Below are 22,782 nucleotides of genomic sequence, written 5' to 3'. Positions count from 1 at the left end.
GGGCAGGGCGGACAGGCGCCGGCCACCCAGACCGCCGAGCCCACGGCCACCCAGACCGAGACGGTAGAGCCCACGGCGGCCACCGAGACGGGTGACACGGGCCGAGGTGATACCTAGACTCGGGGTATGTCACAGAACTACCGCGTTCAGAATCCCAAGACCGACGAAATCGAGCAGACCTTCGAGTTCGCCACCGATGCCGCCATCGGGCAGGCGATCACCGACTCGACCGACGCCTTCCAGCACTGGCGCCAGACCAGCTTCGATGAGCGCGCGAAGGTCCTCAAGAACGCCGCGAACCTGCTGCGCGAGCGCGCGCCGGAGCTCGCCGAAATCGCCGCGACCGAGATGGGCAAGGAGCTGGGCTCCGGCATCGGCGAGGTGAAGTACTCCGCCAAGATCCTGGACTACTACGCCGACAACGGCGCCGCGTTCGCCCAGGACGAAAAGATCCCGCACAGCGGCGGCACCGCCATCATGCGCCGCCTGCCGGTGGGCCCGCTGCTCGGCGTCATGCCGTGGAACTTCCCGTACTACCAGGTCGCCCGGTTCGCCGCGCCGAACCTGATGGTGGGCAACACGATCCTGCTCAAGCACGCCGAAATCTGCCCGCGCTCCTCGGCGGCGTTCGCCCAGATCCTCACCGAGGCCGGGCTGCCCGAGGGCGCGTTCATTAACCTCTACGCCACCCACGACCAGGTCTCGACGATCATCGCCGACCCGCGGGTACGCGGGGTCTCCCTGACCGGCTCGGAGCGCGCCGGCTCGGCCGTGGCCGCGCAGGCCGGCAAGGCGCTGAAGAAGTGCGTGCTGGAGCTGGGCGGCACCGACGCCTACATCGTGCTGGACGCCGCCGACATCCCGGCCGCCGCCCGCCAGGCCTGGGACAAGCGCCTGGCGAACACCGGCCAGGCCTGCACCTCGAACAAGCGCATCATCGTCCTAGACGACATCTACGATGACTTCGTGGCGGAGATGGTGCGCATCGCGAAGCAGTACGAGCCTGGCGACCCGTTGGACGGGGCCGAGGGCAAGTACTACCCGCTGTCCTCGCGCGCGGCGGCCGAGACCCTGGACCAGCAGGTCAAGGAGGCCGTGGAGGCCGGCGCCACGCTGCACGTCGGCGGCGAGCTGGCCGAGGTCGGCGCCTACTACTCCCCGGCGGTGCTCACGGACGTGCCGGTCGGCTCGGAGTCCTACTACACCGAGTTTTTCGGGCCGGTGGCCGAAATCTACCGCGTCGGCAGCGAGGAGGAGGCCATCGCGCTGGCCAACGACTCCCGCTACGGCCTGGGCGGGGCCGTCTTCTCCGCGGACGAGGAGCGCGCCAAGCACGTGGCCTCCCAGATCGAGACCGGCATGATTCACGTCAACATCCCGCAGGCCTCGGCCCCGGAGCTGCCCTTCGGCGGGATCAAGAATTCCGGCTACGGGCGCGAGCTCTCGCCGCTGGCCATGGACGAGTTTGTCAACAAGCAAACCTTCTACGTGAATGAAAAGGAATAAATTCTAAGGTTGCGAAGTTTGCTCCCACATGGAGTCTTCGAATCTTTTCGCGCCCCTGGAACTCGGGCGCCACACCCTGTCCAACCGCATCACGATGGCCGCCATGACCCGCCAGCGCGCTGGGCGCAGCGGCGTGCCGACCGAGCTGCACACGCAGTACCACGCGCAGCGGGCATCGCTGGGGCTCATCGTGACCGAGGGGGTCTTCCCGTCGCTGGACTCGCGCGCCTTCCCCGGCCAGGCCGGCATCACTAACGATGCCCAGCAGGCCGGCTGGCAGCACGTCGCCGAGGCCGTCCACGCCGCCGACGGCGTGATGTTTATGCAGGTCATGCACGGCGGCCGCGTCTGCCACCCGAACCTGACCGAGGGGGCGGATCCGGTGGCCCCGTCCGCGATTTGCTCCGGCACCCAGATCCACACCTTCGACGGCAAGCAGGACGCGCTGACCCCGCGGGAGCTGGAGGCCGCGGAGCTGGAGCGCATCGTGGGCGATTTCCGGGCGGCGGCGCGCCGGGCTGTCGATGCCGGCGTCGACGGAATCGAGATCCACAACGCCAACGGCTACCTGCTGCACGAGTTCCTGGCGCCGTCGTCCAACCAGCGCACGGATGATTTCGGCGGCAGCGTGGAGGGCCGGTTGCGCTTCCCGCTGGCCGTCGCCCGGGCAGTCGTCGAGGAGATCGGCGCAGACCGCGTCGGCGTGCGCATTTCCCCGGAGCACAACGTGCAGGGCGTTATTGAAGACGATCGCGCGGACGTGGCGGAGGTCTACGGCCGCTTCGTCGACGAGCTGGCCGAGCTCGAGGTGGCCTACGTGTCCATCCTGCACGGCGACCCGGCCGACGAGCTGGTCGCCGACTTGGCTGGGCGCACCCGCCGCAACGGGCGCACGCGCGTGCTGATGAACAACGGGTTCGCCCAGCTGACCGAGCTGCCCGACGCCGAGGCCATGCAGCGGCTCGACTACGTCGATGCCGTCTCGGTGGGGCGCGAAATCATCGGCAACCCGGACATCGTGCGCCGCTGGAAGGAAGGATTGGCGCTCAACACCCCGGAGCAGGCCACCTTCTACGCCGACGGCGCCCACGGGTACACGGATTACCCCTTCGCAGACTAGCGCGTGCGGCGTGATCCGCCGCGGCTGACTCTGACGCATGGCAGGCGCATGACATCGGTCACGATCCGCTGTCCCAGCCTGCCGGCGGGCTTCCCAGGAGATAGGATAAGTTGCATTTTTATTCAGCTTATTTTCTGGGAAAGGACGCATTATGCGCACACAGCGTGGGGCAGTGGTGGCTGCCGTCATGGCCGCCACCCTGGCGGCGGGGGCCGGGCAGGCGGCTGGGGCATCGGCAGCGCCGTATGAGACCTCGGTGGACGATAGCTTCGGCATCAACGACCCGACCTGCCAGCCGACCGGCGAGGTGGACGAGCCCGTCGTGCTGCTCCACGGCACCTCGGACAACGCCAGCAACTGGGAGAGCCTCATCCCGCAGCTGCAGGACGCCGGCATGTGCGTGTGGGCCTTCGACTACGGCGCCGACGACGTCACCCTGCAAAACGCCATCCCGTCCCTGAAGGCTATCGGGGACCTAGACGCCTCCGGCCGGGAGGTCGCCGAGCAGATCCGCTACGTACGCCAGGCCACCGGCGCCGAGAAGATCAACCTCGTCGGGCACAGCCAGGGCGGGATGCACACCAAGACTTATGAGCAGATCTACGGCGACGAGGCATCGGTGGCGCGGGTGGTGGCCATCGGCGGCAATTACCACGGCACCACGCTGGGCGGGGCGCTGGACTTCCTCGGGCCGATTATCACCGCGGTGCCGAACCTGGCGCGCTTTCTGGCCTCCACGGCCGCGATTCAGCAGGTGATTGGCTCGCCGTTTATCGAAAAGCTCAACGCCCTGCCGGATTCCACCGCGGGCGTGAAATACACCTCGATTTACTCGCCGGCGGACAAGACGGTGACTCCGAACAGCTCGTCGCAGCTGGAGGCCGTTGCGGGCGCGGACGTCGTCAACGTCGACCTGGGCGAAACCTGTGGTACGACGCCGGAGCACGCGCAGCTGCCGCGCGACGAATCCGCCCGGGCGCTCATCCTGTGGGGCCTGCAGCGCGCCGACGGCGAGCAGCCCGATGCCGCTGCCTGCAGCGCATAAGCTTCAGCAGCCGGGCGACGGTACGCTGGGAAGGCATGAGTCTGCGTGAACATCTTGACCAGTGGCCCGTCGACAACGTTGCGGCGCAGGTGCTGCGCGGCGGCGAGGTCGTTGATGTGGTAGGGGATACTTCCCGGCGGTATCCGGTGGCGTCGGTGACCAAGCTCGTCGTCGCCTACGGGGTGATGCTCGCCGTCGAGGAGGGCGCAGTCGAGCTCGACCAGGCCGCCGGGCCGGAAGGCTCGACGCTGCGCCACCTGCTCGCGCACGCCTCCGGGGTGGGCTTTGACTCCCGCGAGCCGCAGAAGCCGGTGGGCGAGCGGCGCATCTATTCCTCAGCCGGCTACGAGTGGGCGGCCGAGACCGTAGGCGCGGCGGCGGAGATGGATTTCGCCGACTACCTGCGCGAGGGAGTGCTCGAGCCGCTGGGCATGCACGATACCGCGCTGGAGGGCTCGGCCGGGCACGGGCTGGTTTCTACCGTCGATGACCTGGCCGCCTTCGCGCGCGAGGTGCTCACCCCACAGCTGTTGGACCCGTCGTCCGTGGAGGAGATGCGGACGGTCCAGTTTCCGGAGCTGCGCGGCATCGTGCCCGGCTACGGGATGCACAAGCCCTGCCCGTGGGGTCTGGGCTTCGAGCTGCGGGGGACCAAGGACCCGCACTGGACCGGCGCGAACATGCCGAAGGAGACCGCCGGGCACTTCGGGATGTCGGGCACCTACCTCTGGGTGGCGGGAGAACACGCTATGGTGGCGCTGACCGACCGCGACTTCGGCGACTGGGCCAAGCCGCTGTGGGCCGAGACCAACGCGGCGATCTACGCCGAGCTGACCGGACAGCGGAACTAGACGCCGGGCGGACCGTGGGGCCGCGAAGCTGTGCCCTGAGGCCGGAGCCTGAACCCCGCGCCGGAAAGCGAGCCCAGAAGCTCGAGCCCCGCGGCGGGGACCCCGTGCCGGAGCCCCCGCAACCTGTGGGGTTCAAGTTGTACTTGAGGTTGAGTAAACGGGGGATTGAAGTAGTGGTTTAGAGTTGCTGATGTGACGGGTGTGAGGGGAGACTAAGTCAGGTAACGCATTCGAGTTCGTTGGGGAAGACGATGCTCGTCTTGCGCCACTAAACGACGCCCCGGTTGCGCGTTTCTGGCAGGAGGTTCCGCTGAGAAATTCCGCTAGGTGGTTCCGCGGGGATTTCCGGTAGGAGATTCCGCAGGGATTCCGCGAGGGATTTCCACCTGCCAGCGCGCAGCTTTTTGCACCCGGCATAGCGCAGCGGTGCGGGCGCGGCACGGCCTATCCGTGCCGGGGAGGGCGTCGGTGGCGGGGCTACTCCGCGGAGGAGATTCGGCTTTGAGTACATGCGTAACACCCACCGGCATCGCCGCATCTTCGGCGGATGCCACTACTTGGCCGGCCGGCCCCATCGGGGTCGCGCCGCGAACGGCCGCGACGTTGACTACGGTCCTGCGGATTTCGGGCATGCCCGTGCGCCTGCGGCCCGTGGTCGAGGACCTGATGGCGCGCGTCATCGAGTCCGAGTCCGAATTCGTCGTGCCCGGCGACGACCCCTTGACCGCCCAGTGGTGCACCCGCTGGCACAAGGACTACCCCGGCGACAATATCGTCGCGCTGGCCGCCGGCCGAGCCACTGGCACGCCCTGCGGGGTCGGCTGCCGGCAGGTGCTGACTGGCACCCGCGCGGAGCTGGTGGCCTTCGCCGCGGAGATGAGCCAGCTGGCGCGCGCTCACGGCTTTAGCGCGCAGCTAGAAGGGTTCGAGGACGTTTCCGGCTAGGTCGGCGACCGAGTCCTTGACCGCGGTGGGGCGGAAGGGATAGCGGGTGATTTCGGCATCGTCAGTAATGCCGGAACGCACCAACACGGTGCGCAGGCCCGCCTCGATGCCGGCCTTGACGTCGGTATCCATGCGATCGCCTACCATGACGGTGTCTTCCGAGTGGGCGCCGATGTGGTTGAGCGCCGAGCGCATCATCACCGGGTTTGGCTTGCCGACGTAGTAGGGCTCGCGGCCCGTGGCCGTCGTGATCAGCGCGGCGACCGAACCCGTGGCCGGCAGCACGCCCTGCGGGGCGGGCCCGGTCACGTCCGGGTTGGTGGCGATGAACCGGGAGCCGCCCCGGATCAGGTTGATGGCGGTGGTGATCGCCTCGAAAGAATAGGTGCGGGTCTCGCCCAGCACGACGAACTCGGGGTCCGCGTCGGTGAGGATCCAGCCGGCCTCGTGCAGGGCGGTGGTCAGCCCGGACTCGCCGATGACATAAGCGGTGCCGTCCTTGACCTGCGTGGACAGGAAGGTCGCGGTCGCGGTCGCCGAGGTCCAGATGCGCTCCGGCGGGATGCGCAGGCCCGTATTCGCCAGCCGCGCGGACAGGTCCCGCGGCGTGGACATGGAGTTGTTCGTCAGCACCATGAACTCGATGCCGTTGTCGTAGAGGGCCTGCAGAAAGCGGTCGGCGCCAGGGACCATCTCGCCTTCGCGGATGAGCACGCCGTCCATGTCAGACAGGTAAGAAATCATCGGTGTTGCTCCACATAGTTCACGAAATCGCCGACGGTCGAAAAGCCCAGCACGGTCTCTTCGTCGAGTCGGACCTTGAATTTTTCTTCGGCCTTGACGGTCAGCTCGATCATCGTCAGCGAGCGCAGGTCGACGTCCGTCAGCGGCTTATCGCGCTCGATGTCGTCGGCATCCACCCCCGTGACCGATTCGATGAGCTGGCACAGCTCGCCGTAGGTGTCGCCCGCCGGGGAAGAAGACTCCTCGGCCGGGCCGGAGGAAAAGTGCGCCTGAAGTTGCGCGGTGAGATCGTTGGCCATGGGACCTAGTCTAGTAGGTTAAACGCGGCGGTTCGGATAGGATATTTAGTCGACATGAGAAGGAGATACCAGGCCGAGATCATCGCTCGCAGTTGGGGCAAGCGGTTCCTGCCGTCCGGCCGCCGGCAGCTGCGCAAAGCCTACGAGCAACTGCACGATCACCGCACGGCGCCGGGGCTTACCCACCTGCTAGCGGAGGGGACCAGCACGGGCAACGGCATCGATATCGCCTGGTATGAGGCAGGCGCTGACGATGCCGACGTCACCGTCGTCTTCATCCACGGCTACACCCTGGCCGCCGAGAGCTTCTACGAGCAGGTCGACTACCTGCGCGAGCACTACCCGCGGGTCAAAAGCCTCCTGGTCGACCTGCGCGGGCACGGCCAGTCCGCCACGGTGCCCAGCGAGGACTGCTCGATTAGCTCGGCGGCCGACGACGTGCTCGCCGTCGTGCGCGAGCGCGCCCCGCAGGGCCGGCTGGTCATCGTCGGGCACTCCCTGGGCGGGATGGTCGCGCTCAACCTGATCCGGCGCTGCGACGAGAAGACCTACGGGCGCATCGATAGCGCATTGCTGGTCTCGACCTCCATGCGCCGCTTCTCCGCGCGCGGGGTGGCCCTGGTGCTGAACTCGGCGCTGATGCACGGGCTGTACAAGGCCTGCAACCGCCTGCCGGAGAAGATGAACATCATGCGCTACGAGGTCGCCCAGTTCGCCGCGCCCGTGCTGGCGCTGCTGGCGGCGGGATTCCCGCGGATGGAGCGCATCCAATTCCACGCCGCGATGCTGTTGGATACCCCGCTGGATTCCTTCGTCGGCTTCTTCGACGACCTGCTGGAGCACCGCGAATTCGCCGCGCAGCAGCGGCTGTCCGGCCTGCCGGGCACCGTCGTCGTCGGCGAGCTGGACATCGTGACCCCGCGCAGCCAGTCCGAGGTCATCCTGAACCACTGGCCGCAGGCCGACCTCGAGGTCGTGGACGAGTCCGGGCACATGGTCATCCTGGAAGAGCCGGAGAAGGTCGCCGAGTGCTTAGGCCGCCTCCTCGACGCCCATAGCGACTGCTAGCCTTTTACCTTTAGGCAGCACGAAGCCCCACCTCCTGCAGCGCGTTGAGGCGCTAGGAAGTGGGGCTTTGTTGGCGGTTTACTCGCTCGGGGTGGTGCTAGTCGGGTCGTCCAGCTTGAGGTCGCTGGCGGCCTTCTTCACCACGTCGCGGTCAACCTTGCCGTCGCGGGCCAGGCCCTCCAGGACAGCGACGACGATGGACTCGGCGTCGGTGTTGAAGTAGCGGCGTGCGGCCTCGCGGGTATCGGAGAAACCGAAGCCGTCCGCGCCCAGCACGATGTAGGTGCCCGGCACGTAGGGGCGAATCTGCTCCTGCAGGTCCGTGGCGAAGTCGGACACGCCGACGAACGGGCCCTCGTGGTCCTTGAGCTGCTTGGTGGCGAAAGCCTCGGTCGGCTCGCTGCCGGTGCGCAGGGCCTCCTGGTTGCGGCGGGCGCCATCGCGAGCCAGCTCGGACCAGGAGGTCACGGAGAACAGCTTGGCCTTGACGTCGTAGTCGCGGGCCAGGATCTCCTGGGCGCGCAGCGCCTCGTGCACGCCCACGCCGGAAGCCAGGATGTTGGCCGGCAGGGAGCCGTCCTCGGCGGTGTTGTAGTGGTAGATACCGCCGTGCAGGCCCTCGACGTCCAGGTCCTCCGGAGCGGCCGGCTGGTGGACCGGCTCGTTGTAGACGGTGAGGTAGTAGATGACGTTTTCGCCCTCGCCCTCGCCGTACATGCGCTCGATGCCGCGGTGGACCAGGTGGGCCACCTCGAAGCTGAACGCCGGATCGTAGGAGATGATGGCCGGGTTGGTCGAGGCCAGGATCGGGGAGTGGCCGTCCATGTGCTGCAGGCCCTCACCAGTCAGGGTGGTGCGGCCGGCGGTCGCACCGATGAGGAAGCCTCGGCCCATCTGGTCGGCGACGGCCCAGAAGGCGTCGCCAGTGCGCTGGAAGCCGAACATCGAGTAGAAGATGTACAGCGGGATCATCGGCTCACCCTGGGTGGCGTACGAGGTCGCCGCCGCGGTGAAGCTGGCGGACGCGCCGGCCTCGGAGATGCCCTCGTGCAGGATCTGGCCGTCGGTGGCCTCGCGGTAGGACAGCATCAGGTCGTGGTCCACCGGCACGTAGTTCTGGCCGCGCGGGTTCCAGATCTTCAGCGTCGGGAACCAGGAGTCCATGCCGAAGGTGCGGGCCTCGTCCGGGATGATCGGCACGACGCGCTTGCCCAGCTCCTTGTCGCGCATGAGCTCCTTGAAGGTACGCACCAGCGCCATGGTGGTGGCCACCTCCTGCTTGCCGGAGCCCTTCATCACGGACCGCAGCTTGGACAGCTCCGGCACCTTCAGCGGGGTGTAGTCCACGCGGCGCTCCGGCAGGAAGCCACCGAGCTCCTTGCGGCGCTCCAGCATGTATTTGACCTCCGGGGCGTCGTTGCCCGGGTGGAAGTACGGCGGCAGGTACGGATCCTTTTCCAGCTCCTCGTCGGAGATCGGGATGTCCTGCTTGTCGCGGAAGAGCTTCAGATCCTCCAGCGTCAGCTTCTTCATCTGGTGGGTGGCGTTGCGGCCTTCGAAGTTGTGGCCCAGGCCGTAGCCCTTAATGGTGTGGGCCAGGATGACGGTCGGCTTGCCGGTGCCGTGGTTGTCCAGCGCCTGCGCGTAGGCGGCGTAGATCTTGCGGTAGTCGTGGCCGCCGCGGCGCAGGGACCAGATCTCGTCGTCGGAGAGATCCTCGACCAGCTTCAGTGTGCGCTCGTCGCGGCCGAAGAAGTGCTCGCGGACGTAGGCGCCATCGTTAGCCTTGAAGGTCTGGTAGTCGCCGTCGGAGGTGGTGTTCATGACGTTGACCAGGGCGCCATCCTTGTCGGCCTCGAGCAGCTTGTCCCAGCCGCGGCCCCAGATGACCTTGATGACGGACCAGCCGGCGCCGCGGAAGAAGGACTCCAGCTCCTGGATGATCTGGGTGTTGCCGCGGACCGGGCCGTCCAGGCGCTGCAGGTTGCAGTTGACCACGAAGGTCAGGTTGTCCAGCTCGTAGAGCGAGGCCATCTGCAGCAGGCCGCGGGACTCGGGCTCGTCCATCTCGCCGTCGCCCAGGAAGGCCCAGACGTGCTGCTTGGAGGTGTCCTTGATGCCGCGCTGCTCCAGGTACTTGTTGAAGCGAGCCTGGTAGATGGCGTTGGCCGGGCCCAGACCCATGGACACGGTCGGGAACTCCCAGAACCAGGGCATCAGGCGCGGGTGCGGGTAGGAAGGCAGGCCCTCGCCCTTGCCGCGGGAGACCTCCTGGCGGAAGCCGTCCAGGTCCTCCTCGGACAGGCGGCCTTCCAGGTAGGCGCGGGCGTACATGCCCGGCGATGCGTGGCCTTGGAAGAAGATCTGGTCGCCGCCGGACGGATCATCCTTGCCCTTGAAGAAGTGGTTCAGGCCGACCTCGTAGAGCGGGGCCGCGCCAGCGTAGGTGGAGATGTGGCCGCCCACGCCGATGCCCGGGCGCTGCGCGCGGTGCACCATGATGGCGGCGTTCCAGCGGATCCAGCGGCGGTAGCGCTTCTCCAGCTCCTCGTCGCCCGGGAACTCCGGCTCCAGCGAGGTCGGGATGGTGTTGACGAAGTCCGTCGAGGTCAGCGCGGGCAGCTGCACGCGCTTAGCGGTGGCGCGCTCCAACAGGCGGAGCATGAGGTAGCGGGCGCGTTCCGGATCGGAAGAGTCCAGCAGGCCGTCGAGGGACTGCATCCACTCGCGGGTTTCTTCCGGGTCCTTATCGTGCAGGTAAGACGCGACGCCGTCGCGAATCAGCGGGAAGTTGGAGTCCCCCTGCAGGGCGTCCTTTTCAGCCATTAAAAGCCTCCTGAAGTAAGTTAAGCACTTTGCCGTCCAGAATACGCGCTTTATCTCCGCGCGCGCGGGCCGGGCCGTTGCAAATCCCGCCGCACCAAATATTTGCCGCGCTGTGCAGTGGGAATGGCGAAACTGTGAAGCCTGTTAAGTTCCGCGCTGGGAAGAGTGGGAAGCCGCAACTAGGGCACAATTAGGGCGACAGTGAGAAAACTGCAGTATTAAGCGGTAGAGTGCTACCTGACACAGCCTGGTGAAGCGCCAGGACCCTACACACACAGGAGGACAATTTCAGTGGCGGACGCTGCGGGCGTAACCAACGACCATGCTGACTACGCGAAGATGCTGGGCATCGACAAAGGCATGGTTGCCCTAGAGCTCGGATGGGACGAGGATTGCGATCCGGCAATCTCGGAATCCGTCGAAGACGTCATCGGGGAAGACTTCCTCGAAGAAGAAAATGACGAACTGTGTGACGCCGTCGTGCTGTGGTGGCGCGACGGCGACGGGGACCTGGTCGACGGCCTGGTGGACTCGCTGCGCCCGCTGGGCGAGGGTGGGGTCATCTGGCTGCTGACCCCGGGCGCCGGCAAGCCGGGCACCGTCGCCCCAGGCGAAATCTCCGAGTCCGCCCAGCAGGCCGGCTTGGTCCAGACCAAGGCCGAGCGCCTGGGTGACTGGCAGGGCAGCTGCCTGGTCGGCCGCGGCTACACCAAGAAATAAGGCCGCCCCGCCAGCTGGCGGGGTCAATTTGCGCTAGCTCGCGGCGGCGGGCTAGTCTTTGTAAAGCGCTTTTCGCGCATTGCGGCTTTAGCTCAGCTGGAAGAGCAATTGGTTTACACCCAATAGGTCACAGGTTCGAGCCCTGTAGGCCGCACAGAAAACAACGCCCTCCCGAACCCGGGAGGGCGTTGTTCGCGTCTGTGGGGCGGTGCCGGAACCGCGCTAGAAGCGTTCCTTGTTCCGCTTCGCGAACTTCGAGTAGAAGTCCGGCTTGGAGTCGCCGTAGCGGGCGCGCATGCGGCGCTCGTGGGCTTCGGCAGCGGCCTCGGCCTTCGAATCCGCGGTCTCCGGCTCGGCAGCTGCGGCCGACCCAGTGGCCGAGCCGGCGGCGGGGGCAGCGTGTTCCTCGGCGGCGTCGAGCTGGGCCATCTCGGCCTCCTCGTCGCGGACGCGGCGCCGCTCGCGGATTTCGGCCCAGACGAAATAGCCCAGGCCCAGCGGGGCCATGATGCCGAAGGCAATCCACTGGAAGCCGTAGGACAGGTGGTTGCCGCGGTCCATCTGCGGGATCGGGATGGGGTTGAGCACGCCCGGCTGATCTTCGGTCAGTTGGACGTAGTCGGCGCCGAGGTCGGCATCGATAAGCTCGCCGACCTGGGGCGGGTTGATGGAATAGACCTGGGGGTAGCCGTCGCGCTCGACGGGGGCGGAGGAATGCTCGGCCTCGTGCTGGCGGACCATGCCCACGACCTCCTGCGGGCCGCTAGGGGCGGGGGCGATCTCGGGCACGGCGTTGGCCTCACCGGCCGGGACCCAGCCGCGGTTGACCAAGATGGTCTGGCCGCCGTCGGTGCGGAAGGGGACCAGGGACTGGTAGGAAGGCCCGGAGGCTACCGGCCGCAGGCGCACCAGCACCTCGTCGTCGGGTATGTAGCGCCCGCGCAGGATAACGCGCGACCATTCCTCGCCGCCGGCGATGGCGCCGTTTTCGTCCAGGATCTCGTCGGCGGGGACGGGGTCCTTCTCGTAGGCGGCGGTGATGTGCTCGTTGCGCTCGACGATGTCGTCGTCCTTGCCCAGCTGCCAGGGTGCTAGCACCGTGAAGGCCAGGTAGGAAAACACGATCACGAACAGCAGCAGGAAAACCCAGCTGGGCTTGAGGAAAGTCTTCCACCACGACGTCTGCTGCCGCGCGCGCACCGGCTCGCTGTCCGGTGCAGTCTGCTTAGTCCGAGTACCCACAGATACCCAGTCTAGTCACGGGCATGGTCGCGAATCCAAGCCATGAGCCCGTCGGCGGCGGCCTCGATGGCCTGGCGGGTGCGGGCGAAATCCTCCTCGTCGCCGTAGAAGGGATCGGCCACCGAGGAATCCGGGGCGGACTCCGGGTCGAAATCGCGCAGCAGCACGACCTTGTCCGGGTCCGGCGCCTGCTGGCGCAGGGTCTCCCGGTGCCCGGTATCCAGGGCGACGATGAGATCGGCGTCCAGGTCCTCGGCGGAGAGCTGGCTGGCGCGGTGGGAGCTGCCGTCGTAGCCGCCGCGGCGCAGCTCGGCGATGGCGCGCTTGTCGGCGCCCTGGCCGACGTGCCAGCCGCCGAGGCCGCAGGAGGTGATGCGGGCGGCATCGTCAAGCCCGGCGGACTCCACGGAGTCGTGGATGATGACCTCGGCCATGGGGGAGCGGCAGATATTGCCCGTGCAGACGAAGACGATGTGGAGGCGGGGATCAGTCTCAGAAACAACCATCAGCGGGGAATTCTCACCTTTAGCTCGATTTGCGGGGGCTGCTTACACAACCGTAGAACGCAGTTAGGATATACCGTTAGGACCTGCCAACGCTAAAGGAGCATAAAAAGTATGACCACTACGGCCACCGTGGGAGAAGTCTGCCACCACCTGGATTCGGCCTACCCGCCGGCGCTGGCGGAAAAATGGGATGCCGTCGGGCTAGTCTGCGGCGACCCGGACGCGCCGGTGAGCAAGGTGGCCTTCGCGCTGGATTGCACGCTCGAGGTTGCCCAGGCGGCTGTCGATGCCGGCGCGCAGCTGCTCGTCGTCCACCACCCGCTGCTGCTGCGCGGGGTGACCTCGGTGGCCGCGAACACGCCGAAGGGCAAGGTCGTCCACACCCTGCTCAGCGGGGGCGTGGCCCTGTATGCCGCCCACACCAACGCCGACTCCGCCCGCCCCGGCGTCAACGACAAGCTGGCCGAACTGGTCGGCATTGAACCCGGCCGGCCCATCGTGGTCAAGGACCCAGACGTCATGGACAAGTGGGGCGTGCACGTGCCGGCCGGCGATGCCGACCGCGTCAAGGAGGCCCTCTTTGCCGCCGGGGCGGGCCAGATTGGCAACTACCGCGCCTGCTCCTTCGACATCGCCGGCACCGGCCAGTTCGAGCCCCTGCCGGGGGCCAACCCCACCGAAGGCGAGGTCGGCACCCTCCACCGCGGGGCCGAAACCCGCGTCGAGTTCGTCGCGCCTTCGTCCCGGCGCCGCGCCATCCAGGCCGCGCTTATCGATGCCCACCCCTACGAGGTCCCGGCCTTCGACGTCGTCGAGTCCGCCAAACCGGCGGACCTGGAACAGGCCTGCGGCCTGGGGCGGGTCGGCCGCCTGCCGGAGCCGATGACGCTGCGGGAGTTTACCCAGCAGGTGGCCAACGCCCTGCCGGAGACCGTCTGGGGCGTGCGCGCGGCCGGGGATCCGGACCAGCTCGTCCAGACCGTGGCCGTGAGCTCCGGTGCCGGCGATAGCTTCCTGGACCAGGCGGCTAAACTAGGCGTCGACGTTTACGTGACCTCGGATCTGCGGCACCACCCCGTCGACGAGCACCTGCGCGCCGGCGGCCCCGCGGTCATCGACACCGCGCACTGGGCCAGCGAGTTCCCTTGGACTTACCAGGCCCGCGACTTGGTCGCCGAGAAGACCGGGCTAGACTGCGAAGTCCTAAAAATTCGCACCGACCCGTGGACCGTGTCGCTACATTCGGAAGGAGAATAAAGGACATGAAGCTGCAACCAGAAAGCCAAGCCGTGCTGCTGAAGCTGGCCAACCTGCAGCGCGCCGTCGATTTTGGCGCCGAGGAGCGCCAGAGCCCGGAGCAGGAGGAGCTGGCCACCGCCGAGCGCGAGTACGCCCGCCTGGTGGATTCCGCCGGGTCCGCCCAGATGGCCGTGGACGATATGGAAAATGAGATCCTGCGCATCCAGGCCGACGAGCGCAAGCTGCGCGCCCGCGAGCGCGACGACCGCAAGCAGCTGTCCGCCGAGCTGGAGCCGGACAAGCGCCGCGACCTGGAGCATGACCGCTACGCGGCGAAGTCGCGCATCGCCGACTTGATGAGCGAGCTGCAGGAAGCCCACAACGAGATCCACGCCCTGCGCAACAACCGCGACTCGCAGGGAGCGCAGCGCGACGAGGCCGCCCGCAAGCTCGAGGTCGCCCGCCGCGCCGCCGAGGCCGCCCAGGCCGCGACCGCCAACCAGCCGGACCCGCGCGTCGAAATCGAGCAGCTGCGCGGTCAGCTGCCGGGCGAGGCGCTGCGGATCTTCGACGACCAGCGCGCCGAAAACAACGTCGGCGCCGCCGAGTTCAAGGCGCAGAAGTCCTGCGGCGGCTGCTTCATCGTGCTCCCGCCGGCGGACCAGTCCGCGGTGCGCAACGCGCCGGCCGACGAGGTCCCGCAGTGCCCCGAGTGCGGCACCTACCTCATCCGGCAGTCCTAGGCGGAAGCGCGCATGAAGGTAATCATCTACGCCGACGGCGGATCCCGCGGCAACCCCGGGGTGGCCGGCTCCGGCACGGTGGTCTACGCCGCCGACGGGCGCGAGGTGCTGCGCACCATCGCCTACGTGGTTGGCACGCAGTCCACGAATAACGTCGCCGAGTACAACGGCCTGCTGCGCGGGCTCGAGGCCGCCCAGGAGCTGGGCGCCAGCGAGATCGAGTTCTACATGGACTCCAAGCTCGTCGTCGAGCAAATGAACGGGCGCTGGAAAATCAAGCACCCCGACATGCAGAAGCTGGCCATGCAGGCCCACAAGCTGGTGGCCGGCCTGGAGGACTTCCAGCTGGCCTGGGTCCCGCGCGCCAAGAACAAGGTCGCCGACGCCCTGTCCAACGACGCCATGGACGCGGCGGCCGCGGGGCATGCGGTCGGCATCGTCGGCGGCAGCGGGGACGGCGCCGAGGACGGCATCAAGGGCGGCATCGAGGGCGATGCGAGTACGGATGACGACGCCGCGGGCACGACCGAGCACGGCGGGCCGGCGCCCAGGGACTGGCTGGGCGAGCGCGGGGAAACCACCCGCCTGGTGCTGCTGCGCCACGGGCAAACCAAGATGTCGGCGCTGCGGCAATACTCCGGGCACTCCAACCCGCCGCTGACCGAGCTGGGCCGCCGCCAGGCTCTGGCCGCCGCGCAGGCCCTGGCCAGCCGCTTCGGTACGGGCGAGGACTGCCAGGTCTCGGCCGTGGTGGCCTCCCCGCTGGGCCGGTGCCAGGAAACCGCGCGGGCCGTCGGCGAGGTCCTAGGCCTCGACGTGGACACCGACGACGGGCTCATCGAGCTCGACTTCGGCGCCTGGGAGAAGCTGACCTTCAGCGAGGCCCATGAGCGCGACCCGCAGCTGCACGCTAAGTGGCTGAAAGACACCGCGGTGGCCACCCCGGGCGGGGAATCCCTCCAGCAGCTGCACCGACGGGTGCGCCAGGCGCGGGAGAAACTCGTTAAGCGTTACGCGGGCAAGACCATCGTGCTGGTCAGCCACGTCAACCCGATCAAGTCGTTGGTCGCGCAGGGCCTGGGCGGCGGGCCCAGCCTGTTCGAGCGTTTCTTCCTGGACCTTGCCTCGCTGTCCGAGGCGGAGTTCTGGGACGACGGCGCGCTGGTGCGCTGCGTCAACGACGCCGGCCACCTAGCCGGGCTGGGCGCGGAGCACAGCTAATTTTCCCGCCCGCCCGCGCGCGGACTAAACTGAAGCGCGCGAATGAGTCGGCCGGGTAAACGCGGCAAATGAACCGCCCCACGCGTGGGGGCAGGCAGGCGCCGAGGAAAGTCCGGACTCCACAGAGCACGGTGGTTGCTAACAGCAACCCGGGGCAACCCGCGGGCAAGTGCAACAGAAAGTAGACCGCCTGGAGCAATCCAGGTAAGGGTGAAACGGTGCGTTAAGAGCGCACCAGCACCCCAGGTGACTGGGGTGGCTGGGTAAACCCCACCGGGAGCAAGGCATCACGGCCTGCCTTTTTAGGCAGGCCCGATCAGGTGTTTGAGGGCTGCTCGCCCGAGCCTGAAGGTAGCTGCTTGAGGCGGCCAGCAATGGTCGACCCAGATGGATGTTTACCACGCCGGGGACGGGCAACCGCCCCGCGCGGACAGAATCCGGCTCATAGGCCGGCTCATTCGCCCCATGCTTTTTAATCTCCCGTTGCTCGCACCAGCGCGCGAGAGTGGGGCGCCTGTGGAACAATGAGGCGGTATGAAGCTGTATGCTGCGCCGCTGGACTTTGGTAACGTCGCCGCGGAATTCCAGGTCTCGCGCGACTTCGACGAGCACGTCAACGACCAGGCCCGCGCGGCGGTCGATCAGTTCGCCGCCAGCCGCCGGGACGCCCGCGACCTGCCGCTCGTCACCATCGACCCGCCGGGATCCAAGGACCTAGACCAGGCCGTCTACATCACCAGCGGGACCGCGGGAGGCTACCGCGTCTACTACGCCATCGCCGACGTCGGCGCCTGGCTGGGCGGGACCGGCGAGGAAGCACCCGCGGCCGTGCACGCCGAGTCGATGGCCCGCGGGCAGACCATCTACCTGCCGGATGCGCCGGCCCGCCTGCACCCGGCCGTGCTCTCCGAGGATCGCGCCTCGCTGCTGGAAGGCGTGGACCGGCCGGCGGTGCTTTTTAGCTTCGACTTGGATACTGACGGGGAGGTCACGGACTTTTTCGTCGAGCGCGCCCTCGTTCGCTCTCGGGCGCGGCTGGACTACGACGGCGTCCACGAGGACTTGGTGCACGGGCGGATGAACTCCGCCATTCGCCTGCTGCCGGAGGTCGGCCAGCTGCGGCAGGCCTCCGCACTGCGGCGCGAGGCGATTTCCCTGCGCATCCCTTCGCAGCGGGTGGTGGAAGACGCGGAGGGGCGCTTCGAGCTGGAGATCGAGCCGCGCCACGAGGTCATGGACTACAACTCCGAGATCTCCCTGATGGCGGGCATGTGCGCGGGCCAACTCATGCACAGCCACGGCGTGGGCTTCCTGCGCACCTTGCCAGGTGCCAGCCCCGAGGCCGAGGAGGAGTTCCGCGCCGAGGCCCGCGCCCTAGGCTTCGAACTGGGGGAGCAGAGCATCTCCGAGTTTCTGCGCGGGGTGGACGCCAGCTCGCCGCGCGGGATGGCGGTCATGCGCGAGGGTCTCCGGCTGCTGCGCGGGGCGGACTACGCCCTGCTGGGGCGTGATGAGGGGCAGATCCACGCGGGCATCGGTGGCTATTACGCGCACGTGACCGCGCCCCTGCGCCGGCTCATCGATCGCTTCGGGCTGGAGGTGTGCCTGGCTATCTGCGCCGGCACCGAGATCCCCGAGTGGGTGAAAGCGGACGGGGAGGAGGCCGTGGCATCGATGCGCCGCAGTTCCCAGCTGGCCTCCCAGGTGGACAAGGCCTGCTTGCAGCTGACCGAGGCCACCGTCCTGGAACCCTGGGTGGGCACGAATTTTTCGGCGGTGGTGCTCTCCAGCAACGCCGAGCGCGAGACCGCCCGCCTCTTGGTCAACGAGCCGCCGGTCATCGGGCAGTGCGTGGGCGCGCCCGCTGTGGGCAGCGAAACCTCGGTTTCCCTGGTTACCGCGGAGCCGGCAGAGCGCGCGGTGAAATTCGCCTGGCCGGCCGACTAAAACGGCCGACTAAAACGGCCGATTAGGCGGCGGGTTCGCCGGGGTTGACCGGAACGACGAGCAGGCCGTCGTCGGCCAGATCCTGAGAGAAGTTCTGCGCGCGCTCGGCGGAAACGTAGGCGATCACCGAGTTGGCCACCCCGGCCGCGGCCGCCCGCGCTGCCACCGCGCCGCGGGCCGTGACCAGCTCGGCGACTTCGGCGGCCACCGGCAGGTGGTAGATACTGCCCAGGGCCGACTGCGACTGGTGGATTAGCGGCAGCAAGTCGGCGCCGCGGCGAGACCGCAGCGAGCGCGCGATGCCCAGGGCGCGGTCGGTCTCGGCGGCGTAGAAACCGAGCCAGCTGGCGGCATCGGCGTGCTCGGGGTGGTCCTGTTCCGGGTGCACCTCGTGGACCGCATCCAGCCAGTCCAGCACGCGCGAGGACGCGTCCGGCAGCAGGCGCAGGCTGTCCGTGCCGAAGGCGTGGCAGGCGTTGTCAACGAAGCGCTGGCGGATGCGCAGATCCACCCCGATCTGCGGATCCGGGCTCGAGTCCGGGACCGCGACGACGAAGGCGTGCAGCTTGTCGCCCAGCGGGTGCGGGGCCTGGGTCACCGAACCGTCGGCGTAGTCGATGATGGAGACCTGCCGGCCGTTGCCGCGCAGGGCTGCCGTGTGGCGGGCGCGCAGTGCCGGCAGGGCCGCGAAGGAATCGACGGCCTGGGAGCAGACCTCGGCCAGGCGGGCGCGCAGCGGGGCATCGTGGGGATCCTCGTTGCCGCCCAGCATGGCTAGGGCCACGGCGACATCGGCGGCCGCCAGCCCACCCAGGCCGGAATAGGTCGGGATGTCCGTGACCACGGTGATGTCCACGCCGGTGGTCTCGCGGGAGAGCAACTGCCGGGAGACCATCGTGCTAACCACGCCGCCGAAGCGCTCGGCCAGCCCCCCCGTCGGGAACGGCGGCGGGACCGGCTGCCCGGACTCGTCGACGCTGGGCTGCTGTGCCGCGGCCAGTTGGGACAGGGTGTCGAGCGTCGTCGATTCCTCGCGCACCTGGGGCTCGCCGGGCCCGTCGACGCGGTAGGTCACGGTGATGGTCGAATCCTCGCGCGGGCTGACGGCCGCCGCGGCGCGCAGATCGGAAAGCCCCGCGGCAACGATGCCCCCGTAGTGGTCAACGTGCTCACCGATGAGCAACCAGGTTGCCGGCGCGCTGGCCACGTGGGCGGCTTCTACGCCCACGCGTTGGTGGTGGGCGGCGCGGGCTTTATCGACAACGTGGTCGGTCGGGGCGGGCCAAAATGGCATTGCGGGGGATACTCCTTCATTCACGGTCGCACTCGCTCGCCGTCGCATCGATGGGGATTGGGCGCCGGCGCACGAGAAGTCCTAACAGAAACATTCTAGCGGCGCGGACAAGAACCGATGGGTACTGTGGGATACCGCGGGCGATAACCCGCGCTAAATCGCTTAATAAACCCCGTCAAACAAGGAGGCTTAGACCATGGCCGAGCAGGATTCGCAATGGTATTTCAACCCGTCCACCGGTGAGGTTACCCAGGGCCCGCAGGATTCCTGGGACAACCGGATGGGGCCGTACTCGTCTGAGGAAGAGGCCCGCAACGCGCTGAAGACCGCGGCGGAGCGCAACGCCGCGGCCGATGAAGCCGAGGAAGTAGAAGACGACTGGGGCAAGCCCGCCCAGTGGGACAAGTAACCTACTTCAGCTTCTTCTTCAGCGGCTTGAATGCCGACTTAGTCTGATCGAAGGACTCGGAGTAGTCCTCCAGCGCCTCCAGACCAATCTGGCGCTCGCGCTGGTACAGCAGCCCGTAGCCGAAGGTGTCTTCACCCCGGCTGCGGGCTGCTTGCGCGAGCTCTAGCAGCTTGTCGCGGGAGGTCACCGAGTCCTGGAAGTCGCCCAGTACCGACTGCATCTGCTTGCAGGCCTTGTACAGGCGCTTGGTCTTGAGCTTGGTCGCCGAGCCGGCGGCCTCAGCGGCGTAGCGCAGCTTCTTGGCGGCCTTGCGCATGTCGTGGAAGTAGTCTTCGCGCTCGTGCAGGCTGAGCTCGTCATTATCCCAGTTGATGATCGCCTTTTCGTGGCGCTTGACCAGCTTGCGGTAGGCCTTGGCCAGGTGCCGCGCCATGACGGTTTCCATGTCCTCGGGCTCAGCCGGTTCTGGCCGCTGCGGCTTTTCGGTCTCTGCCTCGGCGGGCACAGACTCAGCGGCTTCTGCGGGCGCTGTCTCCGCGCCGTCGGCCGGAGCCGGGGCATCGGTCGTGCTTGCCGGTGCCGGGGCTGCCTCGGTCTCGGTCTCCGACGCGGTTTCGGCCTGCGGCTCGGTCTCTGCCGGCTGGGCCTCCACGACGGGCGGGTGGGCCAGCAGCTGGTCTAGGTCATCGAGCAGCTCGAGGTAGCGGTCGGAGTTGAGCGCGCCGATGACGCGCCGGTGGGCGCGGCGGTAGGCGGTGCCCATGTCGTGGGCGATGTGCCGGCGGGTGTTGTCGTCCAGGGTGTTGGAGTCTTCCTCCTCCAGCAGGGACTGCCAGCGTTCCTCGACGACCTCGGCGTCGCGGGCAACGCCCAACATGGCGGCCAGTTCCTTGAGGTTGGCCTCGATCTTTTCGATCTCCGGGCCGGCCACGATCCCGTGGAAGGTCTGCAGGTGGCTGCGCAGCTCGCGGGTGGCCACGCGCATCTGGTGGACGGAATCCCACTCGTCGGCGCGGACCTTCGGGTCGTATTCGACCAGCTTGTCGCGGTTGGCCTGCAGGGCCTCGACGACGGCCGCCGCCGGGGAATCTTCCTCCACGTCCGGGGTGCGCAGGGCCGGGGGAAGCGGGGCCTGGTCCTTGGAGCGGCCGAGGGCGGACGACAGCTTCGACGGGGAGGCGGACACCCGGGCCCCGGCGCCGATGAGCAGGGAAGTAGCAGAGCGGATGATCTCGCTGCCGCGGTCGGTGCCGGCGGTTTCTGCGGCCAGCTCCAGCTCCCATTCGCGCCAGGTGGACTGCTGGCCGCTGGGCAGGAAACTCCAGGCGGTGACGTGGTCGTCGCAGAACTCGGCGACCGGGCGGCCGTCGTCGCCCAGCAGCAGGGTCTCGGTCCGGTTGTTATCAACCTGGGCGATGGGGGAGACCGGGTGGTTGCGCACGATGGCGCGGACATGGCTGAGCAGTTCTGCCGGGACGCGGTATTCGCCGTCGACGGGCTCACCGAGCTCGGCGCGGACCTCGGTGCGGCCGGTCGAGCCGGGCAGCTTGATGTGCCAGCCGTCGTCCTTGCCGCCGGTGCGGCGCCGCAGGGTGATCTTGTTGCGGGTCAGCCGCAGGTCTTCGGTGTCGTAGTAGATGGCGGATAGGGACTGTTCGGTGGATTCCCCATACCCGGCGACGTGGGCCAAGCGCGTCAGATCCGGGGTGGGGGTGGATTCCGCGACTGCGAACTTCGCCTCGATCTCGAGGAAACTGCTGGTTGCCATGGGTGCCCTTTCCTTGTAAAGACTGCTGTGCCTATTAGCTGCGATCATACCCGGCTGAATATTTATGCGTGCCGGGGCCATCACCCGCCGGCGCGGAATCCGGAAAGCGTCGGCAGCCGGTGGGCCCGCCTCTGGCCCCACGATGGGGTTAGGCGCTCAGCGCACGCTGGTGGGGCGCCAGACCGGAGGAGTCGCCGCCCAGGTGGGAGCGCTCCGCGGCGCTGGCCCCGGCGCCGGCTCCCAGCGGGTTGTTCATCGACAGGCTCGACTGGTTGGTGTGCGGGTAGACCTGCTCGAGGGCCTCCTGAGCCGCGGCCATGCGCTCAGCCAGGACGGGCAGGAGGCCGTCGCCGTCCGCGTCCCCGTCGGCGCTGGCCGCACCGGCGCGGTTGGCCTCCTCGAGGAGCTCGGAGATGCGCGCGGCATAGGACAGTCGGAAGCTGCGGCGGTAGGAGGCGGTCTGGCTGAAGTACTTGGCCATTTCGGCGTCCGCGCCGTTGCGCATGTGCCAGTCGCACTGGCGGTTGAGGTTGGCAAACAGGTCCGCGGTGTGTGCGCAGTCGTCGGGAGCGCCCACCAGCACGGCCAGGCCGCGCTTGTCCACCAGCAAGGCGGTCACCGAGTTCGCCGCGGCGATAACGCTGAGCAGCACGGCCTGGTAAGCCACCCAGGGCGCGTGCAGGTGCACGCGGTGGGCAATACAGGCGGTGGCCTGGTCGGCGCCGGCGGAGGCCTCCGCCAGGCGGTATTCCTGGCGCAGTTGCTGCGCCTTGGCGATGAGGGTTTCGGCCTCGTCCAAAAACTCGGTGGACTCGGCCTTGCGCAGCAGGGCCTCCACCTTGCCGGCGGCCTTGCGCTGCGCCGACGTCATGGCGGCCTCGGCGGCCTGAGAAGGATCCAGAAGCTCCCAGTCGGGCAGGCTGGGCAGGGACTTGAAATCCTCAAAGAGTTGGTCGATGGCCTCATCCGGGACGGTGGGATCGGTCGGCGGCCCGATGGTCAACCAGGCGTGCCGGAGCGCCGGGCTGGCTACGTGCGCCGGGATACGGGCGGCGGCGTAAAAGACCATCTGGTGGGTATAGGGCCCACAGATGTGGATGAGGTCCTCCGGCCGCCAGCCGGCGCGGGCGACAAGGATGAGGAAATCGGCTAATTGCTCAAGGCGGCGGTGGTAGCTAAAACGCATGGGGCTAAAGGTTCCTTTCGTCTAAACGGTAGTGAGTGCGTTGGGTGCTGTGGTGGCCTTATCCGACCACGCCGGGCGTGGGGCATCGGCGGCAGCTTCCCCT

Annotated in this window: 20 protein-coding genes, 1 tRNA gene and 1 other RNA gene; 14 read left to right on the top strand and 8 right to left on the bottom strand. The window is 67.9% G+C overall.

Annotated elements, in window-relative coordinates:
- Positions 1–126 precede the first annotated feature (126 nt).
- From ACEE23_RS05670 to ACEE23_RS05650, 5 genes are all read left to right on the top strand, one after another.
- The gene (locus ACEE23_RS05670) at positions 127–1,506 is read left to right on the top strand and encodes an NAD-dependent succinate-semialdehyde dehydrogenase (protein WP_368518966.1); all 1,380 of its coding nucleotides are present in this window, start codon (positions 127–129) and stop codon (positions 1,504–1,506) included.
- Between the two features lie 28 nt (positions 1,507–1,534).
- Positions 1,535–2,626, top strand: a complete 1,092-nt coding sequence (locus tag ACEE23_RS05665; protein WP_368518967.1) for an alkene reductase — start codon at positions 1,535–1,537, stop codon at positions 2,624–2,626.
- Between the two features lie 151 nt (positions 2,627–2,777).
- A complete protein-coding gene (locus ACEE23_RS05660) occupies positions 2,778–3,671 on the top strand; it encodes a lipase family alpha/beta hydrolase (protein WP_448871367.1) in 894 nt (297 codons plus the stop codon).
- Between the two features lie 35 nt (positions 3,672–3,706).
- Positions 3,707–4,522 (top strand): serine hydrolase domain-containing protein, encoded by an 816-nt coding sequence (locus ACEE23_RS05655; protein ID WP_368518969.1) that lies wholly within the window; start codon positions 3,707–3,709, stop codon positions 4,520–4,522.
- 501 nt (positions 4,523–5,023) lie between these two features.
- Positions 5,024–5,467 carry a hypothetical protein gene (locus tag ACEE23_RS05650; protein ID WP_368518970.1) on the top strand — a complete coding sequence of 148 codons (444 nt, stop codon included), beginning with the start codon at positions 5,024–5,026 and terminating at the stop codon, positions 5,465–5,467.
- Here ACEE23_RS05650 and ACEE23_RS05645 read toward each other — a convergent pair.
- Positions 5,438–6,211 (bottom strand): HAD-IIA family hydrolase, encoded by a 774-nt coding sequence (locus ACEE23_RS05645; RefSeq protein WP_368518971.1) that lies wholly within the window; start codon positions 6,209–6,211, stop codon positions 5,438–5,440. The genes ACEE23_RS05650 and ACEE23_RS05645 overlap by 30 nt on opposite strands.
- The gene (locus ACEE23_RS05640; protein WP_368518972.1) at positions 6,208–6,510 is read right to left on the bottom strand and encodes an acyl carrier protein; all 303 of its coding nucleotides are present in this window, start codon (positions 6,508–6,510) and stop codon (positions 6,208–6,210) included. The genes ACEE23_RS05645 and ACEE23_RS05640 overlap by 4 nt, the downstream gene beginning before the upstream one ends.
- Positions 6,511–6,564: 54 nt before the next feature.
- Between ACEE23_RS05640 and ACEE23_RS05635 the strand changes: the two genes are divergently transcribed.
- On the top strand, positions 6,565–7,578 hold the full coding sequence (locus ACEE23_RS05635; protein WP_368518973.1) for an alpha/beta fold hydrolase: 1,014 nt from the start codon (positions 6,565–6,567) through the stop codon (positions 7,576–7,578).
- 78 nt (positions 7,579–7,656) lie between these two features.
- Here ACEE23_RS05635 and aceE read toward each other — a convergent pair whose 3' ends face one another.
- Positions 7,657–10,404, bottom strand: coding sequence for a pyruvate dehydrogenase (acetyl-transferring), homodimeric type (gene aceE / locus ACEE23_RS05630; RefSeq protein ID WP_368518974.1), 2,748 nt, complete (start codon positions 10,402–10,404; stop codon positions 7,657–7,659).
- Between the two features lie 291 nt (positions 10,405–10,695).
- On the opposite strand from aceE, the gene ACEE23_RS05625 reads away from it, so the two are divergent.
- Positions 10,696–11,124, top strand: a complete 429-nt coding sequence (locus ACEE23_RS05625; RefSeq protein ID WP_409338167.1) for a DUF3052 domain-containing protein — start codon at positions 10,696–10,698, stop codon at positions 11,122–11,124.
- A gap of 81 nt (positions 11,125–11,205) precedes the next feature.
- Positions 11,206–11,278: transfer RNA gene (locus ACEE23_RS05620), tRNA-Val, on the top strand.
- Positions 11,279–11,346: 68 nt separating this feature from the next.
- Here the strand turns inward: ACEE23_RS05620 and ACEE23_RS05615 are convergent.
- Positions 11,347–12,324, bottom strand: coding sequence for an SURF1 family cytochrome oxidase biogenesis protein (locus ACEE23_RS05615; RefSeq protein WP_368519405.1), 978 nt, complete (start codon positions 12,322–12,324; stop codon positions 11,347–11,349).
- 53 nt (positions 12,325–12,377) lie between these two features.
- Positions 12,378–12,872, bottom strand: a complete 495-nt coding sequence (locus ACEE23_RS05610) for a low molecular weight protein-tyrosine-phosphatase (RefSeq protein ID WP_368518975.1) — start codon at positions 12,870–12,872, stop codon at positions 12,378–12,380.
- Positions 12,873–12,983: 111 nt separating this feature from the next.
- Here ACEE23_RS05610 and ACEE23_RS05605 point away from each other — a divergent pair, with 111 nt between their 5' ends.
- From ACEE23_RS05605 to ACEE23_RS05585, 5 genes are all read left to right on the top strand, one after another.
- A complete protein-coding gene (locus ACEE23_RS05605; RefSeq protein ID WP_368518976.1) occupies positions 12,984–14,129 on the top strand; it encodes a Nif3-like dinuclear metal center hexameric protein in 1,146 nt (381 codons plus the stop codon).
- Between the two features lie 5 nt (positions 14,130–14,134).
- Entirely contained in the window at positions 14,135–14,854 is a 720-nt protein-coding gene (locus tag ACEE23_RS05600) for a zinc ribbon domain-containing protein (protein WP_368518977.1), read from the top strand.
- A 12-nt stretch (positions 14,855–14,866) separates the two neighbouring features.
- Positions 14,867–16,075, top strand: a complete 1,209-nt coding sequence (locus ACEE23_RS05595; RefSeq protein WP_368518978.1) for a bifunctional RNase H/acid phosphatase — start codon at positions 14,867–14,869, stop codon at positions 16,073–16,075.
- Positions 16,076–16,118: 43 nt separating this feature from the next.
- An RNA gene (gene rnpB, locus ACEE23_RS05590) (RNase P RNA component class A) lies at positions 16,119–16,536 on the top strand.
- A 73-nt stretch (positions 16,537–16,609) separates the two neighbouring features.
- Complete coding sequence (locus tag ACEE23_RS05585) at positions 16,610–18,022, top strand: RNB domain-containing ribonuclease (RefSeq protein WP_368521571.1); 1,413 nt, start codon at positions 16,610–16,612, stop codon at positions 18,020–18,022.
- 22 nt (positions 18,023–18,044) lie between these two features.
- Here ACEE23_RS05585 and ACEE23_RS05580 read toward each other — a convergent pair whose 3' ends face one another.
- Entirely contained in the window at positions 18,045–19,316 is a 1,272-nt protein-coding gene (locus ACEE23_RS05580; RefSeq protein ID WP_368518979.1) for a galactokinase family protein, read from the bottom strand.
- A 196-nt stretch (positions 19,317–19,512) separates the two neighbouring features.
- Here ACEE23_RS05580 and ACEE23_RS05575 point away from each other — a divergent pair, with 196 nt between their 5' ends.
- Complete coding sequence (locus ACEE23_RS05575; protein ID WP_368518980.1) at positions 19,513–19,725, top strand: hypothetical protein; 213 nt, start codon at positions 19,513–19,515, stop codon at positions 19,723–19,725.
- A 1-nt stretch (position 19,726) separates the two neighbouring features.
- On the opposite strand, the gene ACEE23_RS05570 is transcribed toward ACEE23_RS05575, so the two are convergent.
- The gene (locus tag ACEE23_RS05570; protein ID WP_448871375.1) at positions 19,727–21,493 is read right to left on the bottom strand and encodes a CYTH and CHAD domain-containing protein; all 1,767 of its coding nucleotides are present in this window, start codon (positions 21,491–21,493) and stop codon (positions 19,727–19,729) included.
- A gap of 148 nt (positions 21,494–21,641) precedes the next feature.
- Complete coding sequence (locus ACEE23_RS05565; protein WP_368518982.1) at positions 21,642–22,679, bottom strand: DUF2786 domain-containing protein; 1,038 nt, start codon at positions 22,677–22,679, stop codon at positions 21,642–21,644.
- Positions 22,680–22,782: the final 103 nt, after the last annotated feature.

The organism is Corynebacterium sp. 32222D000AT (genome assembly GCF_053546955.1).
Note: the sequence above shows the minus strand (reverse complement) of the source record. Positions and strands in the feature narration are given on the sequence as shown.

Excerpts from the sequence above, each read along its gene's own strand:
- ACEE23_RS05670 (WP_368518966.1), top strand. The coding sequence starts at position 127 with ATGTCACAGAACTACCGCGTTCAGAATCCCAAGACCGACGAAATCGAG.
- ACEE23_RS05665 (WP_368518967.1), top strand. The coding sequence starts at position 1,535 with ATGGAGTCTTCGAATCTTTTCGCGCCCCTGGAACTCGGGCGCCACACC.
- ACEE23_RS05660 (WP_448871367.1), top strand. The coding sequence starts at position 2,778 with ATGCGCACACAGCGTGGGGCAGTGGTGGCTGCCGTCATGGCCGCCACC.
- ACEE23_RS05655 (WP_368518969.1), top strand. The coding sequence starts at position 3,707 with ATGAGTCTGCGTGAACATCTTGACCAGTGGCCCGTCGACAACGTTGCG.
- ACEE23_RS05645 (WP_368518971.1), bottom strand. The coding sequence starts at position 6,211 with ATGATTTCTTACCTGTCTGACATGGACGGCGTGCTCATCCGCGAAGGC.
- ACEE23_RS05640 (WP_368518972.1), bottom strand. The coding sequence starts at position 6,510 with ATGGCCAACGATCTCACCGCGCAACTTCAGGCGCACTTTTCCTCCGGC.
- ACEE23_RS05635 (WP_368518973.1), top strand. The coding sequence starts at position 6,565 with ATGAGAAGGAGATACCAGGCCGAGATCATCGCTCGCAGTTGGGGCAAG.
- aceE (WP_368518974.1), bottom strand. The coding sequence starts at position 10,404 with ATGGCTGAAAAGGACGCCCTGCAGGGGGACTCCAACTTCCCGCTGATT.
- ACEE23_RS05610 (WP_368518975.1), bottom strand. The coding sequence starts at position 12,872 with ATGGTTGTTTCTGAGACTGATCCCCGCCTCCACATCGTCTTCGTCTGC.
- ACEE23_RS05605 (WP_368518976.1), top strand. The coding sequence starts at position 12,984 with ATGACCACTACGGCCACCGTGGGAGAAGTCTGCCACCACCTGGATTCG.
- ACEE23_RS05600 (WP_368518977.1), top strand. The coding sequence starts at position 14,135 with ATGAAGCTGCAACCAGAAAGCCAAGCCGTGCTGCTGAAGCTGGCCAAC.
- ACEE23_RS05595 (WP_368518978.1), top strand. The coding sequence starts at position 14,867 with ATGAAGGTAATCATCTACGCCGACGGCGGATCCCGCGGCAACCCCGGG.
- ACEE23_RS05585 (WP_368521571.1), top strand. The coding sequence starts at position 16,610 with ATGAAGCTGTATGCTGCGCCGCTGGACTTTGGTAACGTCGCCGCGGAA.
- ACEE23_RS05580 (WP_368518979.1), bottom strand. The coding sequence starts at position 19,316 with ATGCCATTTTGGCCCGCCCCGACCGACCACGTTGTCGATAAAGCCCGC.
- ACEE23_RS05575 (WP_368518980.1), top strand. The coding sequence starts at position 19,513 with ATGGCCGAGCAGGATTCGCAATGGTATTTCAACCCGTCCACCGGTGAG.
- ACEE23_RS05570 (WP_448871375.1), bottom strand. The coding sequence starts at position 21,493 with ATGGCAACCAGCAGTTTCCTCGAGATCGAGGCGAAGTTCGCAGTCGCG.
- ACEE23_RS05565 (WP_368518982.1), bottom strand. The coding sequence starts at position 22,679 with ATGCGTTTTAGCTACCACCGCCGCCTTGAGCAATTAGCCGATTTCCTC.